Source organism: Paenibacillus sp. sgz302115 (assembly GCF_056120445.1).
The window spans coordinates 36,018-60,314 of sequence record NZ_JBVYOK010000009.1 but is presented as its reverse complement, the minus strand read 5'-3'; the positions used below and the strand labels follow the sequence as shown (position 1 = coordinate 60,314).

The 24,297-nt window shown below is 52.5% G+C and carries 25 protein-coding genes; 13 read left to right on the top strand and 12 right to left on the bottom strand.

Annotated elements, in window-relative coordinates; genetic code table 11:
- The first annotated feature begins 139 nt into the window (after window positions 1–139).
- From AC0LWN_RS17875 to bacA, 7 genes are all read left to right on the top strand, one after another.
- The gene (locus AC0LWN_RS17875) at window positions 140–895 is read left to right on the top strand and encodes an ABC transporter ATP-binding protein (RefSeq protein WP_474667601.1); all 756 of its coding nucleotides are present in this window, start codon (window positions 140–142) and stop codon (window positions 893–895) included.
- Window positions 870–1,619 carry a DUF2705 family protein gene (locus AC0LWN_RS17870; RefSeq protein ID WP_474667599.1) on the top strand — a complete coding sequence of 250 codons (750 nt, stop codon included), beginning with the start codon at window positions 870–872 and terminating at the stop codon, window positions 1,617–1,619. Before AC0LWN_RS17875 ends, AC0LWN_RS17870 begins: the two co-directional genes overlap by 26 nt.
- Window positions 1,620–1,621: 2 nt before the next feature.
- On the top strand, window positions 1,622–2,377 hold the full coding sequence (locus AC0LWN_RS17865) for a COG4705 family protein (protein WP_474667597.1): 756 nt from the start codon (window positions 1,622–1,624) through the stop codon (window positions 2,375–2,377).
- Window positions 2,378–2,479: 102 nt separating this feature from the next.
- On the top strand, window positions 2,480–3,664 hold the full coding sequence (locus AC0LWN_RS17860) for an MGDG synthase family glycosyltransferase (protein WP_474667595.1): 1,185 nt from the start codon (window positions 2,480–2,482) through the stop codon (window positions 3,662–3,664).
- The gene (locus tag AC0LWN_RS17855; protein ID WP_474667593.1) at window positions 3,651–4,853 is read left to right on the top strand and encodes an MFS transporter; all 1,203 of its coding nucleotides are present in this window, start codon (window positions 3,651–3,653) and stop codon (window positions 4,851–4,853) included. The genes AC0LWN_RS17860 and AC0LWN_RS17855 overlap by 14 nt, the downstream gene beginning before the upstream one ends.
- 107 nt (window positions 4,854–4,960) lie before the next feature.
- Window positions 4,961–5,899, top strand: coding sequence for a hypothetical protein (locus AC0LWN_RS17850; protein ID WP_474667591.1), 939 nt, complete (start codon window positions 4,961–4,963; stop codon window positions 5,897–5,899).
- 108 nt (window positions 5,900–6,007) lie between these two features.
- Entirely contained in the window at window positions 6,008–6,826 is an 819-nt protein-coding gene (gene bacA, locus AC0LWN_RS17845; RefSeq protein WP_474667589.1) for an undecaprenyl-diphosphate phosphatase, read from the top strand.
- A gap of 21 nt (window positions 6,827–6,847) precedes the next feature.
- On the opposite strand, the gene AC0LWN_RS17840 is transcribed toward bacA, so the two are convergent.
- A complete protein-coding gene (locus AC0LWN_RS17840) occupies window positions 6,848–7,705 on the bottom strand; it encodes an alkaline phosphatase family protein (protein ID WP_474667587.1) in 858 nt (285 codons plus the stop codon).
- Between the two features lie 411 nt (window positions 7,706–8,116).
- Between AC0LWN_RS17840 and AC0LWN_RS17835 the strand changes: the two genes are divergently transcribed.
- From AC0LWN_RS17835 to mprF, 3 genes are read left to right on the top strand one after another with little or no spacing between them, the layout of a single operon-like run.
- The gene (locus AC0LWN_RS17835) at window positions 8,117–8,836 is read left to right on the top strand and encodes an ABC transporter ATP-binding protein (RefSeq protein ID WP_474667585.1); all 720 of its coding nucleotides are present in this window, start codon (window positions 8,117–8,119) and stop codon (window positions 8,834–8,836) included.
- Window positions 8,833–9,594: an ABC transporter permease gene (locus tag AC0LWN_RS17830; protein WP_474667583.1), complete on the top strand. Its 762-nt coding sequence runs from the start codon at window positions 8,833–8,835 to the stop codon at window positions 9,592–9,594. Before AC0LWN_RS17835 ends, AC0LWN_RS17830 begins: the two co-directional genes overlap by 4 nt.
- Before the next feature lie 47 nt (window positions 9,595–9,641).
- Window positions 9,642–12,290, top strand: coding sequence for a bifunctional lysylphosphatidylglycerol flippase/synthetase MprF (gene mprF / locus AC0LWN_RS17825; RefSeq protein WP_474667581.1), 2,649 nt, complete (start codon window positions 9,642–9,644; stop codon window positions 12,288–12,290).
- A 164-nt stretch (window positions 12,291–12,454) separates the two neighbouring features.
- On the opposite strand, the gene AC0LWN_RS17820 is transcribed toward mprF, so the two are convergent.
- From AC0LWN_RS17820 to AC0LWN_RS17795, 6 genes are read right to left on the bottom strand one after another with little or no spacing between them, the layout of a single operon-like run.
- A complete protein-coding gene (locus tag AC0LWN_RS17820) occupies window positions 12,455–13,585 on the bottom strand; it encodes a YheC/YheD family endospore coat-associated protein (RefSeq protein ID WP_474667579.1) in 1,131 nt (376 codons plus the stop codon).
- Window positions 13,567–14,088 carry a GNAT family N-acetyltransferase gene (locus AC0LWN_RS17815; protein ID WP_474667577.1) on the bottom strand — a complete coding sequence of 174 codons (522 nt, stop codon included), beginning with the start codon at window positions 14,086–14,088 and terminating at the stop codon, window positions 13,567–13,569. Before AC0LWN_RS17815 ends, AC0LWN_RS17820 begins: the two co-directional genes overlap by 19 nt.
- A 31-nt stretch (window positions 14,089–14,119) precedes the next feature.
- Window positions 14,120–15,232: a YheC/YheD family endospore coat-associated protein gene (locus AC0LWN_RS17810; RefSeq protein ID WP_474667575.1), complete on the bottom strand. Its 1,113-nt coding sequence runs from the start codon at window positions 15,230–15,232 to the stop codon at window positions 14,120–14,122.
- Entirely contained in the window at window positions 15,229–16,602 is a 1,374-nt protein-coding gene (locus AC0LWN_RS17805) for a YheC/YheD family endospore coat-associated protein (protein ID WP_474667573.1), read from the bottom strand. The genes AC0LWN_RS17810 and AC0LWN_RS17805 overlap by 4 nt, the downstream gene beginning before the upstream one ends.
- 13 nt (window positions 16,603–16,615) lie before the next feature.
- Window positions 16,616–17,782, bottom strand: a complete 1,167-nt coding sequence (locus AC0LWN_RS17800; RefSeq protein WP_474667571.1) for a YheC/YheD family endospore coat-associated protein — start codon at window positions 17,780–17,782, stop codon at window positions 16,616–16,618.
- A gap of 10 nt (window positions 17,783–17,792) precedes the next feature.
- Window positions 17,793–19,160, bottom strand: coding sequence for a YheC/YheD family endospore coat-associated protein (locus tag AC0LWN_RS17795; RefSeq protein ID WP_474667569.1), 1,368 nt, complete (start codon window positions 19,158–19,160; stop codon window positions 17,793–17,795).
- A 235-nt stretch (window positions 19,161–19,395) separates the two neighbouring features.
- On the opposite strand from AC0LWN_RS17795, the gene AC0LWN_RS17790 reads away from it, so the two are divergent.
- The gene (locus tag AC0LWN_RS17790; protein WP_474667567.1) at window positions 19,396–19,740 is read left to right on the top strand and encodes a YlbF/YmcA family competence regulator; all 345 of its coding nucleotides are present in this window, start codon (window positions 19,396–19,398) and stop codon (window positions 19,738–19,740) included.
- Window positions 19,741–19,864: 124 nt separating this feature from the next.
- Here AC0LWN_RS17790 and AC0LWN_RS17785 read toward each other — a convergent pair whose 3' ends face one another.
- Window positions 19,865–20,440 (bottom strand): LURP-one-related family protein, encoded by a 576-nt coding sequence (locus tag AC0LWN_RS17785; protein ID WP_474667565.1) that lies wholly within the window; start codon window positions 20,438–20,440, stop codon window positions 19,865–19,867.
- 175 nt (window positions 20,441–20,615) lie between these two features.
- Between AC0LWN_RS17785 and AC0LWN_RS17780 the strand changes: the two genes are divergently transcribed.
- Window positions 20,616–20,903: a hypothetical protein gene (locus AC0LWN_RS17780; RefSeq protein ID WP_474667563.1), complete on the top strand. Its 288-nt coding sequence runs from the start codon at window positions 20,616–20,618 to the stop codon at window positions 20,901–20,903.
- A gap of 152 nt (window positions 20,904–21,055) precedes the next feature.
- Window positions 21,056–22,390: a DRTGG domain-containing protein gene (locus tag AC0LWN_RS17775; protein ID WP_474667561.1), complete on the top strand. Its 1,335-nt coding sequence runs from the start codon at window positions 21,056–21,058 to the stop codon at window positions 22,388–22,390.
- A gap of 82 nt (window positions 22,391–22,472) precedes the next feature.
- On the opposite strand, the gene AC0LWN_RS17770 is transcribed toward AC0LWN_RS17775, so the two are convergent.
- From AC0LWN_RS17770 to AC0LWN_RS17755, 4 genes are all read right to left on the bottom strand, one after another.
- Window positions 22,473–22,955: a leucine-rich repeat domain-containing protein gene (locus AC0LWN_RS17770; RefSeq protein ID WP_474667559.1), complete on the bottom strand. Its 483-nt coding sequence runs from the start codon at window positions 22,953–22,955 to the stop codon at window positions 22,473–22,475.
- 101 nt (window positions 22,956–23,056) lie between these two features.
- Window positions 23,057–23,368, bottom strand: a complete 312-nt coding sequence (locus tag AC0LWN_RS17765; RefSeq protein WP_458962969.1) for a YtpI family protein — start codon at window positions 23,366–23,368, stop codon at window positions 23,057–23,059.
- Between the two features lie 69 nt (window positions 23,369–23,437).
- Window positions 23,438–23,941 (bottom strand): sporulation membrane protein YtrI, encoded by a 504-nt coding sequence (locus tag AC0LWN_RS17760; protein ID WP_474667557.1) that lies wholly within the window; start codon window positions 23,939–23,941, stop codon window positions 23,438–23,440.
- A 7-nt stretch (window positions 23,942–23,948) separates the two neighbouring features.
- The gene (locus AC0LWN_RS17755; RefSeq protein ID WP_474667555.1) at window positions 23,949–24,272 is read right to left on the bottom strand and encodes a YtrH family sporulation protein; all 324 of its coding nucleotides are present in this window, start codon (window positions 24,270–24,272) and stop codon (window positions 23,949–23,951) included.
- Between the last annotated feature and the right edge of the window lie 25 nt (window positions 24,273–24,297).

Sequence of the window (24,297 nt, the reverse complement as noted above, 5' to 3'; positions counted from 1 at the left end):
TGCTTTGGCTTTTTTTGCGTGCTCTGGAGTTAAGAATTATTTAAGGGTCTGTTCACAGGCACTTTAGATTTATCCTTTACTCTGATTGTGCGGGAATATTTACGGAATAGGGCTTAAGTTGCGCCAAGGGGGATAAGTTATGGAAAGTATAGCCAAGCTAACAGGTGTAAGCAAAGAGTTCCGGAACGGCAGGGGGATCAGCGGTGTGGATCTGGAGCTGCGCAAGGGAGATATTTACGGATTGCTGGGACCGAACGGTGCCGGTAAAACCACGCTTCTCAAAATGCTGACCGGCCTGATCTCTCCGAGCTTTGGGAGCATTTCGTTGTTCGGACAAGAGCTGGAGCAAGCCTTCTCTGCGAATATGAGAAAGGTGGGCTGTATGATCGAATCGGCTGATTTCTATGATTATGTCACAGCGGGTCAATATTTGAAGCTGAATGCGAGCTTTTATCCAGAGCTTTCGCCGCAGCGGATTGATGAAGTGCTTGAGGCCGTGGGGCTTGCCGCTTTTGCCAAGGACAAAATCAGGCACTTCTCCACCGGAATGAAGCAAAAGCTGGCAATGGCCTCGTCTATCCTGCACCACCCGGAATTTGTGATCTGGGATGAGCCGACGAACGGGCTGGATATCGAAGGTGTGGTTCATTTCCGGGCCCTGGTTAAGCAATTATCCGCTGAGCAAGGGATCACCTTCCTGATTTCCAGCCACATGATTCATGAGCTGGAGCAGCTCTGCAACAGGGTGGGGATTCTGCATCAAGGCGTGCTGGTACGTGAAGGCAATGTGCATGAGCTGCTTACGGATAACACTTCTCTTGAGCAGTACTACATTTCCGTGCTGGAAAAGAGAAAGGAGCTGATGGATAATGGACGGCCTGACAGCAGGACTTAGAAACGAATTGCAGCTCATGATCTACCGCAAAAAAACGATTTTCTTTCTTCTGGTATCCGTCATTATTCCAATACTGCTGATTGGGCTGTTCCATTCTCTGCAGCCAGTTCTGGGGCTTGTGGCAGTCAGTCCTTCCTATCCCGCTCAAATGCTGGAGATCTATACTTTGTTCGTGATTCCTCTGTTCATGATTGTGGAGATTGCCGATTTGTTTCCGCAGGAAATATCATCACGCACATTGAAGCTGGCCCTGCTGCGGCCAATCACAAGGCTCGGGGCATACACCGCCAAATTCCTTGCCCTCGGCATCGCCATCGGCGCTCTGCTACTGCTCCTGGGAACGGTAAGCACTCTGTGCAACCTGCTGTTCGGCACTCCCGGTACAGGTGGCCTCAATCTCTTCAGTATGCTGAAAGCCTACGCAGCAGCGTTTCTGTCCATGTGCTCTCTTGCAGCGTTGTTCGTATTCACCGCTCAATTTTTTCGCAGCGCCGGCGGATTTCTGGTCTTTTCCATTCTGTTATACACCGGAGGCAAAACCGTTCCTTACTTCTTAAACGGGTTCTCCTATTTTTCAATCACCTCGTATACAGACTGGTATTCATTATGGTTAAGCCATACCGTTTCCACAGGCAGACTCGCCAATACTTCATTATTTCTGCTGGCCGGGCTGCTAATGTTTTCCACGCTGGGCTATATTCTATTCGAACGCAAGGAGGTATAGCTATGAATGAACGCCAACTATGGAACAAGGTTCCGCAGGTTACGATTTTTTTCTGGATCATCAAAATTATGGCCACGACAGTGGGAGAAACAGCAGCAGATTTTCTGAATTTCAATCTCAATTGGGGCTTGACCCTCACAACTCTGGTGATGACCGGGCTGCTGGTAATCTCTCTGTTCTTTCAGATGTCCACCACGAAATACGTGCCCTCAATTTATTGGCTGGCCGTCGTGATGATCAGTGTGGTAGGAACACTTATTACGGACAACCTTGTAGACAATCTCGGAGTTCCGCTGGAAACGACCACGATTTTCTTTTCACTGGCGCTGGCGGTGACTTTTGTGGCTTGGTTCGCAAGCGAGAAGACGCTCTCGATTCACTCCATTACCACCAAAAAGCGGGAGGCCTTTTACTGGCTGGCCATTCTCTTTACTTTTGCGCTGGGAACCGCAGCCGGAGACCTTGTCGCTGAAAGCCTGAGCCTCGGTTACTTGGTCTCGGCACTTATTTTTGCCGCACTCATTGGCGTTGTAACTCTGGCGCACTTCCGCTTCAAGCTGAATGCTGTCATAGCCTTCTGGATAGCTTATATATTGACCCGTCCAATGGGGGCATCGCTGGGTGATTATCTGTCGCAGCCCCGCAGCGAAGGCGGACTTGAGCTGGGTACGACCGGAACCAGCATTATCTTTGTCGTAATCATTCTGGGTCTGGTTCTATACTTGACGAAAACAAGGAAAGACCAGCTTTCACTGTAAAAATTTGTTCCCAGAGTTAATACTCCATTAAGAATCCCTTCACTATCCTTTTACGATTAAGGGTTAGAGTTAAAGAAGGCCAAGAGAAAAAAGGAGCTTTCTATGAACCGGAATCCTGTAGTGCTTATTGTGACCTCCAAATTTGGAGATGGTCATGTCAAAGTGGCGGAAGCTATCGAACATTCTTTTAAAGTTAGAGGAATGGACCGGGTTTATACCGTAGACCTGTTCGCTGAAGTTAATCCCCGGCTCAATGAGCTTTCGCGGAGATTCTATTTGAACAGCACCTTTCCTGCTCAAGAGCTCTATGGGCTGCTATATGAAATAACGAGCAGCATGAAGCCGGGACGCGCGATGGGCAAGCTGCTCCACTCCCTGGGGAAACGGAAGGTGCGGCAATTGCTTGAAGGACTGCGTCCGGATGTCATTATCCACACCTTTCCGTATCTAGCCGCTGCCCAGCTTGCGGAAGAAACGGACAGCCAGGTTCCGGTATTTACCGTCATGACGGATTACGTCCTGCATGGGAGATGGATGCATCCGCATACCACGAAGTATTTTGTTGCATCAGAGCGGCTGAAGACGGCCCTGCTTGCAGCAGGAGCCGCAGAGGATACGCTCGTTGTCAGCGGTATTCCGGTGCGCCATCCGTTTGAACAAGTTCAGGATCGTGAAGAGCTTCTCGCGAAGCATGGGCTGGATGGCACCCGGCGGTATCTTCTGCTGGCGGCAGGCGCATATGGCGTGCTGTCGAATATCAGCGGCCTAATCCACAGCGTGCTGGATCAATCCGGCTTCGATGTCATTGTCGTGTGCGGGAATAATCATAAGCTCAGGGCAGCTACTGAGAGCATATTCAAGGCTAATGACCGGGTCCATGTTCTGGGCTACACCGACAGGATGCATGAGCTGATGCACATCTCCTCATGCCTGCTGACCAAGGCCGGCGGCATCACGCTGACGGAGGCGCTTTCCCAGCTCCTTCCGGTCATCGTCTATCGTCCGCTCCCCGGTCAGGAGGCAGGTAATGCAGCGGCGCTGGCAAGTGAGCAGATTATTGATGTGGCACTCGATGAAGAACAATTGATCTCACAGCTTCATCAACTTGAAGATCCCGGGTATAGAGAACAAAGAAAACAATTTATGAGAGAATTTGCACGAAAAGCTTCTGCGGAGCGGATTGTCACCGAAGCTTTGGATGTTATCGAGCAGCGGCAGCCGTTCGCCGAGCAGGCGGCGCAGCAACTCCTTGAAGGGCAGGTGCAAACCATTCATGGGTATCTCTAAAGCAAGAGCAGGACAGATGACGTCCTTTACCCTGCTGGCTGTCATTCTTTTTTTCATAGAGTGGGTCAGAGGGGCTGTTCTGGTCGCTTATTTGCCGGCTTACTCGCTAATGGGCTGGGGACTGTCCGCATCCGTTGTCGGAATCGCGGTATCCGTTCATTACTTGACCGACAGCCTCATTAAAGGGCTGGTTGGTTATCTGCTGGACAGATTTCCGGGAAGGCTGGTGCTGCATGGCGGATTTCTGCTGGGCTTCATCGGTCTCCTGCTTATGGTAACAACTCACAGCGCATGGATTCTTATTGGCGCCTCCGCTTGTCTCGGGGCAGGGCTGTCTCCGATCTGGATTATTTGCATGAGCCAGGTCAAGGAAGATAACCGGGCGCAGCGGATGGGAACCCTGTATGTCTATTGGATGGCGGGTCTCGGCCTCGGTCCGGTAACGATGAATCTGATCATCGGCCGGAGTCTCCCGCTGGCGCTTTGGATTATTGTCCTATTCCTTACCGCAGGCTGGGTCATTGCCGCTTTTGTACATCTGGAAAAGACAACTGTAACGCGGATACACGCCTCCTTGGGAGAGCAGTTCGGCGCATTGTGGGACAAAGTGAAAAAGGGCGGCTTTCTGCTCCCTGGCATGCTGCTGCAGACCACTGCAGGCGGAATGCTTGTGCCCTTCTTAACCAGCTACGCTGTGAAATATCTGGGCCTCTCTCATTCCCAATTGTCCATTGTGCTGTTAACAGGCGGGGCAGGCGTTGTTCTGCTGCTGGTTCCTATGGGCAAATGGTTCGATCATGCAGGCGGAAGATGGTTCTTGGTGCTTGGCTTCGGTATTTTCTCAGTAGCCTTGTTCGGCTTGACCGGGGTCAGCTCCTTCGGCGGAGCTATCGGGCTATCGCTGCTGCTTGGATGCGCCTATGCGGCTCTGCTGCCTTCCTGGAATGCTCTGATGGCCCGCTATATCCCTGAAGATGCGGCGGGGATAAGCTGGGGGCTGCTGTTCTCCATAGAAGGGTTAGGCGTGGTTGTTGGTCCATTAATCGGCAGCTGGCTGGCAAGCGTCGGGAATGAATTGCTGCCTTTTCGGGTCAGCGCCATTCTGTTCGGGGTCATCAGTGTTGTCTATCTGCTGTCGCCCGCACGTTTATTTGCCCGCAGGGAGAAGCTGGCTGAAATAAATCCGTAATCCGCTATAATTTAAGATTTATTTAATAGTCTCTTCACTGCGAATTTAGGATTATCGCTTAGGCTTTACTTGCAAGATAAATTCAGCAGTGGAAGGAAGGTTAAGGAATGAAGAAAAAGTGGCTGTTGACCGGAAGCGCGGTTGGGATTAGCGGTGCTGTTATGTTAGCCACCGGACTTACGGCATTTGCAGGAACCTCGGGTTATGAGGATTACAAGGCTGCGCTTAAGAATACCGCACAGAATCTCACAAGTGTTACGATTCAGGCGGATGCTGTTCTTAAGGACAATGGTTCCCTGCTTAGCGAGGCCCAGAGCAGCTTGAAGGCAAGCCGGCACAATGAAGCCGTGAGCGGAACCGTCAAGATCAGCGGGAAAGCAGGCACACAGACCATCAGCCTTTACAGTCAGCCTGACGGGCAAGTCTGGAAGAGCGATGCTTCGGATGTTTATTATGTGAAGCAGGACAAGGCAGAGAAGGATGATCGGGAGGCCGGGAAGGAGACCAAGGATGAGAAGTGGTTCAGCTCTCAGGAAGAAACGGTCATTGATGCATTGATCGGAAATTTGAAGAATGAGATCACCTCCACTACGGGCAGCAATGGTTCCAAGGATATTTCGCTTCAGCTGGACAGCGCACAAATCCCGGCTGTGGTGCAGGCCCTCGCACCGGTTGCTTTCAAGCATCTGGCGGATCAGTCCAAATGGGAGCATTCCACAAAGAGCGGCAATGCAGCGAAGCAAGGTGAGCCTGAGGAGCTGTTCCGGCAAAATCTGCTTAGCGCCAAGGATATTGCTCTGACAGATGGCGTGCAGATTCAAAACATCAGCATGCATGCGGTAGTGAATCCAGCCAATGAAATTCAGCGCCAGCAGTTTGCCATCACATTTACCGGACAGGATGCCAAGGGAGCTTCCCATTCATTAACTGCAAGCCTGGATGTCCAGTTGTCTGCAATTAATGGAACAACTCCTGATTCCATTGACTTAAGCGGCAAACACGTGCAGCAGGTGAAGGACGATCATGAGGGCAGACACCACGAATAATCCAGGTTAAGCAGTCAAAACAAAACGCGGATAAGAGCAGTATTGTTCTTATCCGCGCTTCTATGAATAGCCCCATCAACAATTTCAGCAGAGAGGAGCCATCTATACATGCATAATTACATCATTGCGATCATTCAAGGCATTGTCGAGGGGATTACGGAATTCCTGCCGGTATCCTCCACAGGCCACCTCATATTAAGTGGTGAGCTCCTTGGATTCACCGGAGAAAAAGCCGATACCTTCGAAATCATCATTCAGCTTGGAGCCATTCTTGCCGTGGCCGTCATTTACTGGCGGCGGATTCTTGGCTTGCTGGGTGTAGTAAAAGTGGATTCCGGGAACGGAAATACGAATCCGAAGCAGAAATTGAACCTGATCCATGTTATCCTGGCCTGCTTGCCCGCCATGGTGCTGGGACTCGTCCTGCACTCCTTCATCAAAACGTATTTGTTCTCTCCCTATACAGTTCTCGCAGGACTTGTGCTGGGCGGCTTGTTCATGCTGCTTGGTCAATACAAACGCACTGCAATACAGGCAGAGAACATTGATCAGCTATCCTACAAGCAAGCGGTAACTATCGGTTTGTTCCAATGCTTGTCCCTGTGGCCGGGCTTCTCCCGTTCGGGAGCGACGATTGCCGGGGGTCTGCTGGCAGGTGCGGGCTACAAAGCCGCAACCAATTTCTCCTTCCTCATTGCCATTCCGATGATGGTTGCCGCAAGCGGCTATGAGCTGCTAAAAAGCTACCACACCTTAACGGCAGCCGACGCCGGATTTTTTATCACCGGATTTATTGTCGCCTTTGTCGTTGCCCTGCTCGCCGTGATTACCTTCCTGAAGCTGCTTGAACGGCTGAAGCTAGCACCGTTTGCTTACTACCGGTTTGTGCTTGCTGCGGTATTCCTGATCTATCTGATCAGCAAATAATTCGGGGCTTGTTCTGCATTCTTACCTTATTTTGATGGGCTGGGCAGCTTTGCTTTTTCCAAGGGTGTTCAGTCCATACATATCTTCAAGGGTGCGGAGCAATGAGTAATGATTTGTTTTTATGGTATAAGAGCCTTTCTTGACGTCAGCGCCAACTATAAAGGTTGGTATTTTGTTATGCTCGCTCATATCGTCTTCATCCCAGGTAACAATAAGAAGGCTATTGTGGTTAGCGGCCCAGTCGGCATAGGCGGACAGATGAGTCTTGAGCCACTGATCCGCTGTTTTAATGCTGCCGTCATGCATATCATTATTTAGATTCGGTATGACAAAAGAAACGGTCGGAAGCTGATTGAAATCCTTGGGGAAGCTGGTTAACGGCATGTTGATGCTGGACGGCAGATTGGAGAAATTAACCCAGGGGTTATGTTTTTTTGCATATTTTGTTCTCAGGTCATAAGAGCCGGTGTATCCCACCTTGGGCAGACCTTCTGAATAGCCGCCAAAGGTATACCCGTGATCAATAAGCTCAGAAGCCAAATTTGCATGGTTCGTCCGGGGATGGGACAAATCGTCTGTCACGCCCTGATTGGAGCCGGAGAACAGCTCAATATAATTCGGCTGGCTTGGATGTGTGATGGCATAGTGATTGGTGAGGCTCAAGCCTTGTTTGGCCAAGCTGTTCATATATGGAGCTGAGGGATTGTTCAGAATTTTGTGTGAGGAATGATTTTCTTCGACGACAATGACAATATGATCATACGCAGATTTTGAAGCCGGAGCCGGCCCGGCAGCAGTTACTGAGCCGGGATGAACGAGGGAACTCGCTCCCAAAGTGCACAAAGCTATTGAAGCTATGATCAATTTCGATTTAAACATATTTCCTCCTCTTTTCTGGGCAGTTTGCTGGAATACTCTTTCATATTAGACTGAACATATTAAAATTTTCTTAACTAGCCGAATGCATATGATGGCCTGAATGCTTATAATATAGGGTGCTGATTATAGATAGCTAAGTTGAACTTGAAAAATCATAAAAAGGGGAGGAGTGCGGAGGGGAAGTTTGGATACTTACGGAGCGATAGCGACCGCCTAAGAGCTTTCCGTAGGAAAGCTGGCCGTATGATTAGGCTGTCTGCGGATTTCCACCGCGAAGAGCGGTATAAATCAAGAAATCTGCAGACGGGCAGCGGCCGGAAGTCCAAACATTCCCCGTAGTTACGACCAGACCCCAATATGAAAATCTTAAGTTCAACTTATATTGATTTGTTATGAGAGGGGAGAGGCACAGTGAGTGCTGTATTTGAAATACATAATCTGGCCAAATTTCATTGGGAGGCCGGGGCGCAGGGGACGGACAGGTATTTGTTCTCGAATATCGCTGCTGAGATCACCAAGCCGGAACGGGTTGCGCTTATCGGCGCTTCCGGACAGGGTAAAAGCACGCTGCTGCGGATACTAGCTTTGCTGGACATACCGGACGAAGGGGATTTGCTGCTGAACGGCAATTCCTATAAAAACTCGAATTCGCGTGAATGGAGAATGGCTGTTGCCTATGTAGCCCAACAAGCGGTAATGCTGCCCGGCAGCATCGAGGATAATTTGCGTACGGTCAGCAGGCTGCATGGACAGCCCTATGATGCTGCACTTGGTGCGCAGCTTATGGAACAGCTTGGACTTGACCACCTGGACCTTGCCAAAAAAGCGGAGGATTGCTCCGGCGGAGAGAAACAGCGCATCTCATTGATCCGCACGCTGCTGCTTCGGCCTAGCATTCTTTTGCTGGATGAGGCCACAGCTTCACTGGATGCTGACAGCACAAGGAAGGTCGAAGCACTATTGCTGAACCGCCATAAGGAAGAAGGGACAACCCTGATTTGGGTTACCCATGATCTGGAGCAGGCCCATAGAATCAGCAATCGGACATGGGTTATGGACAAAGGCGGATTGCAGGAATACAGCAGCGCTGCTTTCTTTGATCAGCCCGTAGAAGGAGCCGTGCATCCATGACATTAACCGCATTAAGCTTTACGCTTCTGTTTGTTATGGGGACGATGCTGGTCTCCATCTGGCAAAAGCTCGGCCTGGAAAAAGACATTGCTGTTGGAACCATCCGGTCAGCGGTTCAGCTCCTGGCGGTTGGTTATGTGCTGCAGTTTATTTTCCAGGCGGAGCATATTATTTATGTCGTCCTGATTATAGTCTTTATGATCGGTGTCGCCTCATGGAATGCAGCCAAGCGGGGAAAAGGACTGCCCGGACTGGTCTGGAGAATTGCCGTGGCGATCTCAGCGATGGAGCTTCTGATGATGGGGATATTGCTCGGGCTGCATATTATCAAAGCCACCCCGCAGTATATCATTCCAATCAGCGGAATGACCATCGGCAGCGCAATGGTTGTCTCCGGGCTGTTCATCAACCACCTCAAGCATGAAATGCAGCAGAACAAGGGGGAAATTGAAACACTGCTGTCGCTTGGAGCTACGGCTCAGCAGGCTATGCAGAAGGTCAGGGCAAGAGCCGTGAAATTCAGTATGATCCCGACGATAGACGGCATGAAGACGGTAGGCCTTGTGCAGCTCCCCGGCATGATGACCGGGATGATTATTGCCGGAGCCGATCCGGTCATAGCCGTGCGCTACCAGATTCTGATTGTATTCTCCTTCACCGCTTCCGCCGCAGTTACAAGTATGCTCTTGAGCGTGCTCATCTACCGGCTGTTCTTCACCGCCGATCTGCGGCTTAAGCTGCCGGGAGCTGTGGATTAAGCACTATGCAAATGGGGAACTATAGGTGAAGAAAGCGAGGCGCGCCTATGAAAAGGTTCCGGGAAATTCTTCGACGATTGCAGATTGTACAGCTATTCTCAGCTCTTTACCGTTATAAGCTGGTTCAGATCATTATTCCTGCAGCGGTGATTCTGTTCATTTACTGGGAAGGGCAGAAGGAGTTTCGGAGAATTGACTGGGCCGGCACTCTTCACATTCTTCACCATATGAAGCCGGCGACTGTACTTCTGCTGTTTGGATTTGCGCTGATCGCGGTTGCAGCGGTTGGTCTATACGATTTTGTTCTCCGGCGTCATTTCCAAATTCCGCTCAGTCCCTGGGAGACCTTCCGATATGCATGGATCGCTAATACCTCCAATAGTGTCATCGGTTTCTCCGGGATTGCCGGAGCCGCTTTGCGGACATTCCTATACCGCAAGCGGAAAATTCCTGCGCAGACCATTACTGCATCCATCGCCTTCCTCTCCACAATTACAATAACCGGCCTTTCTGTACTCTCCTGGGCTGGCATTCTCGGCATACTGCCTATGCAGCCTGTCCTGCAATCTCATCCCTGGACGATCTATGCGGTATGGGCAGCCGCCTTGTATTTGCCTGGATACTTGATATTGCAGCGTACGTCCTTTTACGCAAAGTGGCTGAACCGGAATCTGCCCCGGATGGATGCAGCTACAATCGCAGCCTCTGTCGGCGCTTCCCTTTTGGAGTGGGCCTTTGCGGGTATCTCGTTCTGGCTCATCGGCTCCTGCTTTCTTCCCGCACTTTCTCTTGCACAGGCACTTGGCATCTATACACTCTCAGCGATTACCGGCCTGCTCAGTATGGCTCCGGGCGGTATTGGCGGCTTCGATTTAACCGCGCTGCTGGGCCTCCAACAATTGGGTTACCCATCCGACAAGACGGCAGCCGTCCTTGTTCTATTCCGTTTGCTGTACTACCTTTTCCCCTGGGGGATCGGTCTTATTCTAGCAGCATTTGATTTTGCCAGGGGCCGTGAAGGAGAGGACGGGCGGGACAATGCGGGCTACGAGAGCGTGTTGAACAACTGGCAAAAGATATGGCTATTTCCAACCCGGCTCGGAGTTGTCGGGGAGATCGGGGCCTGGTCGCTGGGCAAACTTGTATTTGCAAGCGGCATCGTGCTTTTACTCTCTGCAGCTACACCCGGCCTGCTCAATCGGCTGCAATTTGCCGAGGAGCTGCTGTCGGCTCCACTGATGAGATTATCCCATCAATTAAGCGTAATCATTGGCCTGTTGCTGCTCGTACTTTCCTGGGGAATTTCGCATCGGGTAAAGCGGGCGTACCGGCTGACCCTTTTCTTTCTTTGTGCCGGTGCTCTGTTCACATTTACCAAGGCGTTTGATTTTGAGGAAGCTATCTTCCTGCTCATCGTGGCATTGCTGCTGTGGATATCACGAAACCGATTTTTCAGGGTCGCTACACCCGTTGACCCAGGAAAAGCGGCCCTTTGGGGGCTTGTAACACTTCTGGCTGCCTATGTCTACGATTTGATTGCTACAGGGATTCCGCCTGCGATCCTAAAGCATTGGCCTTCGAATACGAAGCTAATGTGGCTTATTAATCCGACACAGCATGCTGCCGCTGCAATCGCAGGTCTGGTAATGGCCTGGCTGCTGATCACACTTTTTTTTATTCTCAGGCCAAACCGGTTAGCCAATAAAGGGGCTTCTGCTGCAGAACTGGCCAGATTGCACAGATTCCTTGAGCACGAACAAGGCAACCTGCTGACCCACGTACTATTTGCCGGCGATAAAAGCTTTTTTTGGGCATGCAACGATCAGGTGTTGATCCCCTATGCTGTTGTCCGCAGGGAATTCGTCGTTCTTGGTGATCCCATTGGCAAAGAGAATTTGGTCAGTGATGCCATTCAGGAAAGTCAGCGTTATGCAGACCTTTATGATTTGACGGTTGTGTTCTATCAGGTTTCTCCGCATTACCTTCCAATTTATCATGAGAACGGCTACCGTTTCTTTAAATTGGGTGAAGAGGCTTTGGTTTCTTTGGAGCACTTTACTCTTAGCGGTAAACCAAACGCAAATCTGCGCAGTGTTACTAACCGGTTCGAACGTGAAGGCTTCCGTTTTGAGGTGGTGCAGCCTCCTCATCCAGATGATTTAATGAAACAGATGTATGAAATTTCGCAAAAGTGGCTGGATGGAAAAAAGGAAAAGGGATTCTCGCTCGGCTGGTTCGATGAGGACTACCTGCAGCAATCCACACTCAGTTTATTGTCTAGTCCGGGTGGTGAGATCATTGCGTTTGCCTCTTTGGCCCCCGGCTACGATAATGGCAACACACTGTCAGTGGATCTCATGCGCCATCTTCCGGTTACGCCTAATGGAACAATGGATCATTTATTCGTCAGCCTATTAAAATGGGCGAAGGAACAGGGGTATGCATACTTTAATTTAGGCATGGCCCCGCTATCAAGCGTAGGGCAAACTCAGTCCGCCATCCGGGAAGAGAAGCTTGCCCATTTAGTTTTTAAGCATGGAGGCCATTGGTATGGATTCCTGGGACTTAGAAAATACAAAGAAAAGTTCTCGCCGGTCTGGGAGCCCCGCTATCTCGCGTACCCCTCTTCGGTTTCGCTGCCGGTCCTTCTGCTGGAGCTGGTAAGGCTCATTTCCCGCCGGCCGAGAAAAGAATGATTGGACTGGCTGTCTATTCATTTTCCTCCTCAAATCCCGATTTAATCATCCAATTTATTTTGACTTTATATTATCTCATCAATATTAGAAGAGAAGTTAATCGTTAAACAACCGCCCTTCGTATGAATGCGAAGGGCGGTTGTTTGTTTTCGAGTACCTTTCTTCTAATCCTCAGCGGTCTTATCCGAACTCGGCGTGTTCTTGTTCTTATATACCCACATCGCATATTCCAGCGGGCGCTGGAGCGCTTTGCGGTAGGTGGCGCTGTCGCCCGAGCGGGCGAAGACCTCGCGGGCCGGCTTGGGGTTGACCTCCAGCACGTATATTTTGCCCTCGCGGTTAATGGCAAGGTCCAGTGCCAGCTCGCAGAGGGTGCCGAAGCTCTCTTCCAGGAAGGCGGCTGCATCTATCCCCAGCTTCTCTGCGGTTTTCATGGTTTTGTCAGCCTTCTCCTGACCGCCGAGCCACATCTTCAGCAGCTTCTCCGCACGGATGGCGTGACCGCCGCCGTGGAGGTTGGAGGTCACACTGCGGGCGGCGCCGACTCTGCCGGCGATGCCGGTCAGCTCCCAGGCGCCCTGGCCGTTCTTTTGCACGAGCATGCGGTAGTCATGGTAACGTCCGCTGGGCAGGCGCAGCGGGATGCCCTGCTGCACCAGGAAGCGTCCGGCAAGGCACCACTGGCGCACGATGGAGTCCAGACGGGAGAGCGACACCTTGCGGGGGGCGATGATCTGCCGGTTCTGGCGGCGGCCCTGGATATCGAAGAGGTTCTTGCCATTCTGCTGCCGTTCAATCCGCAGGATGCCGCGTCCGCCGGTGCCGTTAATCGGCTTGACATAGACGACCGGACTGAGTTTCAGCATCCGGTGCAGATCGGCCGAGGATTGATAGAGCAGGGTTTCCGGCAGATGCTGCCGGAAACGGCTGCGCTGCGAGAAGGTCTGGTGTATCGTCCACTTATTGCGCAGCGGCCGGTTGAGAAAGGTCAGGTGGTTATAACGCGCGCGGAAGCGCAGCAGCTGCTGGAACCGCTGGCTGCGCTGAATCCGGCAGCGGTCATAGATCATATTCGGGAAGGAACGCCATTTACGGGACCAGCTTCCGCTTTTGGGATCGAAGACAAGCGCATGGATCAGCTCTTTGCTGGCATGCACATCGGCAGGGGTGAAGACAAAAACATCCAGGCCCATTCGGCTGCCTTCAATAATCATCCGCCGGTATACGGCCTTTTCTTCGAGCTGCTTGGCTTCATTTAAATACAACGTGAGGATGCCTAAGACGGGCTCTGGCACAGGAGTTCACCTTCTTGTGGAAGATTTGCCTTATGGCTGCCGGACGGCAGCGGCGAACGGAACAGCAGGGTAGGCTTTCCGGTTGGGCCTGTTGTCAGCGCCACTGCAGCAAGCCCGCTATTGAAGCACATCTTCAGGCTGGCGGCGTTATCGCTGGCTACGGCGCACTCCAGGCGGCCGAGCCGTTTGAGCTGCCCGGTTAACAGTGCTGTCCCGGTATGTCTGTTCCGGTATAAGGGATGGACAGCGACAAGGCAGGCTTCCTTGCCGTAGCCGGACACAAAGCTGACGCCAGCGAGCTGGCGTCCGTTCTGGCCGCGCAAAGTGGCGACCAGCAGGGATACGCCGGGCACAGCGAGCTGCTCCGGCGTCAAACGGGCCAGCACCCTGCATCCGCGAAGCGTGATCCGCTGCTCCCCGTATTCCCTCAAGAACTCCAGCAGACCGGCCAGCCTGGATTTCCACCGTCCCGGGTCACTGTCATAGATGGAGGATATCTGCATGGTGTGTCACTTCCTTTACAGGTTTCTGTCGCTACTTGCTTTGGCGGGAGAGATGCTGGCTAAATTGAAAGATCCGTTCCAGCGACAGCTTGCGGATCGCCGGCTCATCGAATTTCATTGGCCGGGAGTTGGCCTCAAAAAACCACAGTCCGCCTTCCTCATCCACGCCTAGATCCATCGACATCTCTCCAAGCATTGTTTCGGAGGCCCGTTCAATCTGCCGGGCAATCAGCAGCGCGGTGGTGGGGACATTCTTCAGAATCGCTATCGTCCGCTCCTCCCCGAAGGTTGCTTCCAGCATATTCGCGGGCTCCTCGATACTGCCGCCGCGCGGTACATGGGTGGTGATGCTTCGGGCTCCGGCCAGCCTCGCGCCGATGCCGGTCACCGCCCAGGCGCCTCTGCCGTTCTTCTGCAGCAGCGCACGCAGATCAAAGGGGCGCCCGTGGTACGTGGCGAGCCCGATGGCCTGCTGCACAATATAGCGGGAGGTCCCTTTCTCCTTGCTGATTCGCGCCCAGAGACGGTCAATGGAGGCTGCTTTGTAGGTCACATTTTTTTTGCCGCTCTGAATCTGCAGCCGGTAGGGCATTAGAGTGTCCGAACGGTATTTCAGCCGCATGATTCCTTTACCGGCTTTGCCGCTCTCCGGCTTGAGGTAGAGGCTGTCGTGATTTTTCAGCATGGCAATCAGTGTATTCGCGCTGCGCAGCCGTCTCGTTTTGGGCACATGCTTCGAGGTAGCGCGCGATTCCTTCAGCCATTCGAATAGATGCCATTTATTAAAAAAATTTGGATTATAAAGATGGATATCCGGATGCATCAGGCACTCGGATATTTTGCGGGCGACAAGCGACTTCTCCTCATCGTCGCGATTCGGGATCCGGTTGTAAATGACCTGCGGCAACGGCATAGGAATGCTGTACCAAAGTTTGCCGCTTGCGGAAGGAACATAGCCGTTCACAACTTTATCCTCCAGCTTCAGATCGCGGACAGTGACGACATACACAAGATAACCCATGTCTTTACCGGTGCGGATGATGTCGCGGAAATTTCTCCGGTTCCCGCGAAATTGCCGCAGTCTGTCGCTGGTGGTCAGGATGGCGATAACAGGTTTGCCGGGGTCCGGGTAACGGATGCTCACAGTTCATCCCTCCTGCGGAATTTGCTGAGGTACAGACAATGCTCCAGAATGTGTTCAACGGAAGCTTTGCCTTCAGCACGCAGTGAAGGATGGCGGAAGATTGAGCGTCCCGGCTTGGCGTTAGCCTCGAACATCCAGATATCCTCATCCTGGTCAATGCCAAGGTCAAAGCCGATTTCACCGAGCAGATGCCGGTGCTGGATTTCCAGAGATTCAGCCAGTCTTACGGCTGTAGTCTTGGCCCGCTGGAGCACTTCGTCCGCCCTGGCTCCGAAGACGCGGCCCAAGGCCTGCTGCGGGGTGAGCAGTGCTCCGCCGTTCTTAAGATGCGTGGTGACGCTGCCCCGACCGGCTTTTTTGGCACCGATCCCGACGACTACCCATTGGTTGCTGCCGTTCTTGTGCATGTGAAAGCGGAAGTCAATCGGGCAACTGTCAATTTCAATGAGGCGGATGCCCTGCTGCACCACATAGTTCTGCAGGTTTTGGCCATGCCGGCTGCGCAGCATCCTCATCAGGCTGTCAAAGCTGGCAAAGCGCAGCAGCACATTTTTGCCGTCCCGCCGGTAACGGGCAAAGTAGCCCTTCTTCGGGAGATAGGTCAGGCGGTATATTCCGTGTCCCAGGCTGCCGGCTGAAGGTTTGTAATACACGAAATGATGCCGGTCGAGCATGTCGCGCATCTGCTCCGCACTCGGGTTGCTGTGCGTTTCAGGCACGTAGCGGCCTGCTGTGCTGTCATTCTCCAGTAACTGGTAAATATCCGATTTATTGAAAAAGCTCCAGTTGAAGTATGGAATTCTCTTACGCGCGAACCTCTCGCGGAGTTGGTTGATGTATGGTGAGGTCTCGGCTTTGCGGCTGGGCAGCCGGTTATAGACGACATCCGGCAGAGGGACCTGCTTGCGCTCGAATTTGCCGCTTGCGTTCAGAAAATAGCCGTTCACCCGCTCCTGCTGCCAGTCTATGTCACGCGGTGTGAAGGCGAAGATGTAGCATTTGTTGCTGCCTTCGCGCAGCAGCTGCTTGATGAAGCCGGTCCGGGAGCCAAAAGGCTGCGACGAGGAGGCGGGGCCGTCAGACAACACACCGACAAGCGGCCCGAGCTGAACCTCATCATTCTGCAGATTACGGAGAAAGATGCCGCCTGATTTCGGGATTTTAATTGCGCTCTTTACGCCCGAGGCGAGGAACAGATGCTTTCCGGCGCGTTTGATCGGCTTGATCGTTGCCGGTACCGCATCCTTGCCGAGCCGCAGGCGGATGTTTTTCTTGCCGGACAGTTTCAGGCTTTTCATCAGTTCACCCGAAACATAGACTACTCTTTGGGGCTGCTTGGTGAAATGCACATTGCAAAAAGTGAGACCCATTTATGAATCCTCCTTAGGAACCATTGATATCATTCTCCCGTTTGTAACGGAGCGGTCCGCCGGCAAATCTCTGATTTGCCGCTGACGCAAGAAGCAGATGACGCGCATAGCGCAGCGGGTTCTCGGCGGCGAGCTTAGCAGCCCGGCGGTCGCCCGTCAGCCGGAATACCGTGCGCCCTGGCTTGGAATTGGCTTCAAGCAGATAGATTCTGCCACCGGCATCAAGGCCAAAATCCAGGCCAAGCTCCCCCAGTCTGCCGCAGGCTTCTTCCAGCAGGGGAGGCAGCAGCGCTGCGGCTGCGGCAAGTTCTTGGAGCAACTCATTTCCGTAATTTCCATATTCATCTGTCAGGAAGGGCAGGGGAGACACTGCAGTTCCGCCGCCATGCAGATTCGAGGTGAGCGAGCCGCGGTTTCCGAGGCGTACGGCCATACCGGTAAGCATCCAGGCCCCGCGGCCGTTTTTTTGCATGAGCACGCGCACATCGAACGGCTGTCCAAGGCTGCTGGTCAGGTGCAGGTAAGGCTGTATTATATAGCGGCGTGAGCCGATGAAATCATGGACCCAGCCCAGACCTTCACCCAGCGTGCCGAATACATGCTGAAAAAATTCGTTTGCTCCGTCCCTTCCGCGTACACGGATTCCCCCGCCGCTCTTTTGCGGCAAGCGTACGGCGTGCAGGGTGCGTTTGCCATGCGAGCCGGCTTTGGGCTTCAGGAAAACGCCTTGCTCTCTTTCCGCAAGCATTATGGCGAGCTCCCGGGTCCCCTTGTAGAGCCTGGTCTCAGGCAGCATGGCAGCAGCTTTGCGGCTTTGCCGCAAAATTTCATATACGCGCCATTTATCGGGCAGTCCGCGCGACCAGGGAAGGGAGTGTGAAAGAGCGGCAAGGGCCGTGGCAGCAGCTCTTTTTTCCTTCGGACTTGAATACAAGCAGCGGTTATAGAGCACGTCGGGAGGAGAAGCCAGCGTAGGCTCCCATTGCCCCTCATTCCAGGTATAGCCGCTTATGGATCGCCCGTCCCTGGATACGCCATCCGGGTGAAACACGAGGACCTTGAGATCATACAGCGGGGCCGCCCGGCATAAATGAGTGCAGAACTCCGGCTCCGAGATAGGGGGATTTCCTTGGCGGCGGCCTGTCATGATGCCCAGGAACCCCATTGCTGTTTCCGTCATGATGTCCTCCTTATAACCCGGCCAGATAGCGGCAATATAAAATCATTTGTTTGACGGAAGGTCTGATCTTCTGATCGTTCAGCGGTGTGTTGTCATTCTTGGATGGCTTGGAATTAACCTCCAGAAGCCATATTCTTCCCGATTGATCGAGGGCGAGATCAATTCCAAGCTCTCCGAAATGCGCGGGAATATAGGTTTCGACGCCTCTGGCAATAGCCAGCGCTGCCCGGGGAAGCTGAAGCTGTGTGCTCTCCTTCACGCCGGCGGGCAGATTGCTTTTGGAGATGGCCTCCCGCACTGTGCTGAGTGTCCCGCCGCGGGCCAGATTCGAGACAAAGTGATTGCTTCCGGCGGTACGGGCGACAATGGAGGTAACCCCCCATTTGCCGGTGCCGTTCTTCTGCACAAGCGCCCGGAAATCAACCGGACGCCGTCCCAGCTCCATTAAAGGCAAGCCTTGTTGGATCTGGTAGCGGGTGGTTTTCATCTTGGGGGCGATGGCTTGGAACAGCTTTGCCAGAGTGGGAAAGCTGATCTTACGTGTGCCCAGCGGTGTGGTGGACAGCAGCCGGTAGCCGCCGCCTTCTTCCCTGGAAATGCGTAGAATACCTTTGCCAAGACTGCCGCGAACAGGCTTGAGAAATACACTGGAATGGCTGTTGCACATCTTCTTCAGGGTGGCGAAGCCTTTCAGGGTATGGGATTCCGGCAAATACCGCTGCAGGGCGGTATCTTGGGCAAGCGCTTCAAAAACCTCTGTCTTGTCAAGGAACTTTTCATTGAAAAAATGTGTGCCATAGCGGGATTTTACATCCGCCAGAAAATGCTGTACGCTAGGTTTGTTCTCAACCTTTCGTGATGTAAGCCGATTGTTGATCACATCGGCTACAGGAAGAGTCAGCTTTCGCCAGCCCTCGTCGTATACCCAGCCCTGAACGGAAGAGCTGCGCGATTCCAGTGCTTCCGGGGTGAAGAAATATACATAGGCGCCCTGTGCATGGCAGGCATTGGTCAGCTCCCGGCAGAACATAGTGATCGGACCGAACAGCCTGTCGGGATTATCCGGATGGTCGCGGCTTACCAGCACTCCAATTAACGGCCCGAGCCGCAGAATGCGGCTTCCCGAGGTGTAGGACACATTAAGCGTAAGCCGTTGTCTGAGTCCAAGCCGCCGCGCCAGCGCCTCACTTATGCGCAGGCTGTCGGCTTTGGGAACCGGAATGACTGTGACCTCCTGCCGGAAAGAGCCGAAGGTGAGCTGGAGTGTCCCGTTTGCCGGAATTTTGAGCCTCTTCATTGATTTGTCGCCAAGCATTACAGTGTTTTCCTGCAGGATGCCCGAGTGGACCGTTTGGACCGGGATCTTGAACTTAGACATCTTGGATCTCCTTCCGGTAGGCAGCATGATGCCGGCAATATGAAGCTTAAGGATTACATATCATTCATCATATGGAGACATCTGACCCTTGGTGATTGACCTAATCTTGAAAAAGCCGTGCCGGGCGGATTAAATCCCTCGTTTGGAAAGAACAAAAGCAGATGCTTCCGAAGTGAATTATGTTCGAAGTGAACCCGGAGAAGTAAATGCTCACAAAATTTTAGGAGGAATAATAATGAACGTAATTGACAAGGCGCATGAATTGGCGCGGGCCATTAAGGACAGCAGCGAGGTAACGGACATCAGAAATGCGATGAAGGTGATTGAGGCGGACCCGGAAAGCAAGCGGATGCTGGATAACTTCCGCCAGAATCAGATTGAGCTGCAGCAGCGGATGATGAACGGAGAGATGCCTCCGCAGGAGGAAATGGGGAAGATGGAGAAGCTGTTCGAGGTGCTGAACCTGAACCTAGGCATCCGCCGTCTGTTCGATGCGGAACGCCGTCTCAGCGTGGTCATTGAGGATGTGAACAAAATTATTACCGATAGCTTATCGGAGATGTACGGCGGCGCACAATAGGTTTCGCCGTCTATACGGCTGGTACAAGCCGTGCGCAAGCAACAGGAGGGTGTCCCTCAGCCACATTTGGCTGCTGGAGCACCCTCCTGTTGTGTCAGAGCTTCAGATTACGGGCGTCGCCGCCCTAATCCTGCTTGCCCTCCACAGCGCAGAGCAGAATTCCGGCGGCCAGACCGAGTCGGCGGTCGAGCTCCCCTTTGCGGTCCTCGGAGAAGTCGGCGATGATTTTAGTGACGAAGGGATTGAAGTTCTGGCGGAAGGCGGGAATGGTGGTGTTCCCAAGCTCAACATTATATTTCTGCGGAATCAGCGTGATGAGCCGCCGCAGGAGCGCCATCGCTGTACTGTTTTCCTTAATCAATCCGATTTCGGTATCCTTGCTGTCCAGAAGAATCCATTCGTCCTTCACGATGGATTTGAGCCCTTTGCGGCGCAGCGAGCCGAGATGCTCACCGGTCTCTGAATCATGCACGTCATACGTAGCGCTGAAATCAATCACATTCCGGGCCTTGATGCGCAGCAGCTCTTTTGTCATGCTCTCATCGGTATAAAGGGCGATGTCCTCCTTCAGCTTGAACGCTTTCATCTGCGAATACATCACAAGCTCCTCCGAGCAATTGTAGATATGCAGCTTGGCTCCCATGATAGAGAACACCTTTTTACGGATAATGTACTCTGAGTAACTAAATGCATTATTCAAATAGAATCCCTCCCTGAAATGCCTACATCATCTCATATCGCAGCCGTTCGTGCTATGCCAAAGCCTGCACTCTCCATATTTTTTCCCGGCTTATCTCATAATTCCGGCAGCCTGTTCATAGAGTAGAGATATAGATTCAATTGAACAACCCTTTAGAAAGAAGGAGCTGTCATCCATGAAAAAAAGAAACAAATTCAAGCATGTCGTCTACATGCTGGCGGCGCTGGCCATGCTTCTCTACGCTTTGCCGCAGCTGTCTTTTCAGAGCGGACCAAGCTGGGCACTGGGCTTCGGTGTGGTCTGGTGCATTTTTGCCTTTCTGGTCATCGCTTCGCACCTGCATTTCATCATTGGGGTGGATGAAGAGAAGCAGAAGCGGCTTGAAGCGGTCCGCAAGCATAAGCTGGAGCAGTGGCAGGGCAAGTGGAATGAAGAACCGGCGAGAGTATCGCAAAAATCTTAACCTCTCTTAAAAATATGATAGGCTCCCTGGTAAAACCGCCCACGGCGCGCCCCTTGCTCGTCACAATGCTCGGCCAATCTGTTGTGCTTCTGCGTCCCCACCGTGTATAATGGGTACAGAGTAGTACAGATCGGAGCATGGGGGTGTAACAGTTGGAAGGTCAAGGGGATAATATCACAAAACATGAACAACTGCTGCAGCACATCGAAAGCCTGAAGGTAGGGACCAAGATATCCGTCCGCAAGCTGGCGAAGGAAATGGGTGTCAGCGAAGGCACGGCTTACCGTGCGGTGAAGGAGGCGGAGAATCTCGGCATCGTCATTACGAAGGAGCGGATCGGCACAGTCCGGGTGGAGAAGAAACCGCGCAACATTTCCGACCAGCTCACCTTTGGTGATGTAGTCGACATCGTAGAGGGACATGTGCTTGGCGGAGTGAACGGGCTGAACAAGCATCTTCATAAATATGTGATCGGCGCGATGAAGGTCGATGCCATGGTCCGTTATATCGATGCGGACAGCCTGCTGATTGTGGGGAACCGCGATGATGCGCATTCGCTTGCGCTGGAGCAGGGCGCGGGGGTGCTCGTAACCGGGGGCTTTGGGACAAGCCGTGAGGTAAAAGCGCTGGCCGACGAGCTGGATTTGCCCGTGATTTCCTCCCGGCATGATACGTTTACCGTAGCTTCGATGATTAACCGGGCGATTTTTGACCGGTTGATCAAGAAGAAAATCATGCTGGTTGAAGATATTGTAGACAGCAAGCCCCGCCTCAATACGCTGAAAATAACCAGCACGGTCAGTGAGCTGCGGCAGCTCTCGCTGGACAGCGGCGAGCAGCGCTTCCCGGTTACCGATGAGTGGAACCGGGTCATTGGCATCGTGGGCCGCCGTGATGTGGAGGAGCTTGCCGAAGGGCAGAGCATCGAGAAGGCCATGGTCCGCAGCCCGATCACCGCGGCACTGCAGACCTCGCTGGCTTCGGCGGCGCAGATTATGATGTGGGAGGGCATCGACTTCCTGCCGATTGTCGACCGCAACCGCAAGCTGGTCGGTTCGCTCACCCGCAGAGAGGTGCTGCAGAGCCTGCGCGATGTCAGCAACCAGCCGCAGCTCGGAGAGACGTTCGACCATCTGATCTGGAACGGCTTTGCCGATGAGCGGGATGAGGAGGGCAGACTTTTTTTCCACGGCTTCATTACACCGCAGATGGCGACGGATCTCGGGACCATTTCCGAAGGCGTATTGTCAACACTGATGACCCTCTCCGCTTTCAAGGCGGCCAAGGATATTACTGGCAACGATTATGTGCTTGACAATATGTCCACCTATTTTATCCGGCCGGTGCAGATTGAGCATTCAATCATTGTGATGCCCAAGCTGCTGGAAATCAGCCGCCGTACCTGCAAGCTGGAGATTGAAATCAGCCACTTGGATACCCTGGTAGCCAAGGCTGTACTCATGCTGCAGTCGATTGACCATAACTGACGGCGGCAGTACATGAATACACAAAGAAGACTATTCCAGACTGGCTGTCAGCTCGGAATAGTCTTCTTTGCAATGCCTTAAATTACAAATATATAATGCAGCCGTTATCCTCTAATTTGTGCAGCCAATTTGGGACGTTCAGCCCGTGATTCCACCTCAAATCCAAGCGCTCAAGCCCCTTGATTTCCAGCAGGCAGTTGCTTCTTAAATCCAGCTCCAATAAATTAGCAAGTCCTCCAATGCTCTCAGGAAGAGCAGTCAGCCGGTTATTTTTCAGATGCAGCTCCCGAATTTGGGCCAGACCGCCGAATGCCTCAGGTAATGCGCTTAATTGCGTATTCATCACACGAAGCTCTACCAGCTTGGAAAGACTGCCAATTTCGCCCGGCAATTCGTTAAAAGGGTTATCGCTCAGATTCAAATATTTTAGCTTGGCGAGCTTCCCGATTTCTATAGGTATGGTCTGGATCAAATTATTATGAAGATAAAGATAGTCCTCCAAATGGGCCAGGCTGCCGATTTCCGGTGGAATGGCTTCTATTTGATTATGGCCGAAATCTATCATTTTGCAGATTCAAATCCACAATCTCACTCAGGGCAAAAGCTATTTTCGGCAAAGAAGTCAGATTATTGTGGGACAAATTGAGTTTCACTACATTTCCTCCTCTATGCTTGGCTATTGTTCCTTCGGTTCCGGCTGTAAAATCCATAGCTGCGCAGCCCGGAGAAGATGTTGAACGCCCCGATCAGCAGAAAAAGTGCCTCGACAATGATATTGCTTGTGGAGCCGCGGAACATAAACATGCAGATTAGAGAGAGCGATACAAGCATGCCGCCGAGCATGATGTTCATGATAGAGCGTTTTATGCCTTTTTCCAGAGGGTCCTGCGCTCTGCGGGAAGAGAAGCTGTAGACAGCGGCACCGATCATAAAGACCATCATAAGGACAAACAGCAAATACTTGATCAGCAGAATCATGGACAGGCAGCTCCTTTTAGCCAAATGTAAAAAAGCCGTTATCTGCCATCTATTGTAACACGATTGTTCTCAACTGCGTTTATAGGGACTGATTTCGACCCAAATTTGCAGCACGCCCTCCATGACGAGCATGGTGCGGATTCGAACCGAATATTCCTTCTCGCGCACGGTATAGATTTTGCCGTCCAGCAGCAGCCGGGCCAGCTTGCCATCGCTGTCAATGTCGAACATACTGCGCCCGCGCATAGGCTCCAGGTCTCTGCTCATGCGGCTGATGATTTCCTTCACGGTTACGGGGTCGAGCGCGGCTGTGTCTTCCTTTAACTTGCTGTCCTCCGTGCGGAGCTTGATTTCCCGGATGACGGTAGAGGTGTTGTTGTATTTCTTGAGCGTCTTGATGTCCTTCTGATATTGGTCGATCTGCATACGCATGTCCAGATTGTTCTGCCATAGCACATCATAGCCCATATGAAAAACCGCATTGTACATGATGCTGCCCACGACCATCCCTAATACGAATACTGCAGAAATTTGCGAAAATCGGCGGTAATACCGGAACGGTGGAACCCTCATGGCCTGCTCACCCCTTGCCGCACACCCATTTGACCAGCTCGCTGCCCATATGGGCGCCCAGGAAGGCGAAGACCAGGTAGAGGACCTGCTTGATGGCGGGGGAGAGATTGCCGTCTACCATGTTGCTCTCAATGACCCGCATCGGGTCGATGGTTCCGCCGACGGCGGCGGCAAGCGCCCAGATTTTGATCCGGTCGGCCACATCCAGCATGGTTTGTGTCGGCGGCTGCAGCGAGACTACGGCTCCCATGCCGCCCAGCATCGCCCCACCCAGCACAATCCCGAAGGCGATAAAGAAATCGAGAACGGCTTTGCTCAAAAAAACGTTCATTACAAGGCCCCTTTCCGAACAAGGC